Source organism: Crystallibacter degradans (assembly GCF_012952295.1).
Taxonomy (GTDB): domain Bacteria; phylum Actinomycetota; class Actinomycetes; order Actinomycetales; family Micrococcaceae; genus Crystallibacter; species Crystallibacter degradans.
In genome coordinates this window covers 1-899 of the sequence record NZ_JABBCH010000070.1, presented here as the reverse complement: position 1 = coordinate 899, position 899 = coordinate 1, and the positions used below count along the sequence as shown (strand labels likewise).

The following is an 899-nucleotide window of genomic DNA, read 5'->3' as shown; positions in this document are numbered from 1 at the left end:
GGGATCCATCACCGGGACCGCGTCGGGGAGTTCCTCGGCCGCGGCGCTCTTGAACCCGGAGAACCCGTCCATGGCCACGACCTCAACCCCGTCCCGCCATTCTTGGGGGCGTTCCTGGAGCCAGGTCGCGAAGGCTTGTTTCGAGCGGCCCTCGACCATGCCCAGCAGGCGGGACGGGCCCGTGCCATCGCGGATTGGGGTCAGGTCAATGATGACGGTGACGTACTTGTCTCCGCGGCGGGAGTGCCGCCACACATGCTCATCAACACCAATGACCTTGACCCCGTCGAAGCGGTGCGGATCATCGATCAAGACCCTCCGTCCTTCGGCCAGGACGGCCTTGTTCGCGGTATTCCAGGTGACGCCGAGTCCTTCGGCGATCCGGGCGACCGTGAGGTGCTGGCAGACGACGCCTTCCAACGCCCAGCGCAGCCCCCGGCGGGAGAGTTTCGCCCGCGGCTCGGCAGCCTTGGAAGTATCCTGCCGCCAGACGTGCCCGCACCCGGCGCAGCGGTAGCGGCGGATGCTGACCAGCAGTGTGGTCGGCCGCCACCCGAAGGGTTCATGGCCCAGCCGACGGGTCACCGTGTCACGGGGAACGCCCTGGCACCCGCACTTCCGGCACCAGTCATCAGGATCAACAACACGGCAGGCAAGGACGGCGCGGCCCGGGCGGACATGCTGCCCGGTCACTTCGAGTCCGAGTCCGTCGAGGCGGCAGAATGTGGTCAGGTCAGGGCTTTGGAAGGTAGCGTTAAACACGAGGGCCTTGCGGTAGAAAAATCACGATCTAGACAATCCGATTCTCTCCCAAGGCCCTCACCCCAGCCGAAACAACCTCCCCGCCCCGGACTTCTCACGCGGCAGCGCCGATTACACTCTCAATTCTGAAGAGCCGG

The 899-nt window shown here is 65.7% G+C and carries 1 protein-coding gene; it reads right to left on the bottom strand.

All coding sequences use genetic code 11. The features are described 5' to 3' along the window. A partial coding sequence (locus HGO92_RS23145; protein WP_169999104.1) for an ISL3 family transposase occupies positions 1 to 762 on the bottom strand: 762 nt, incomplete at its 3' end. Between the last annotated feature and the right edge of the window lie 137 nt (positions 763 to 899).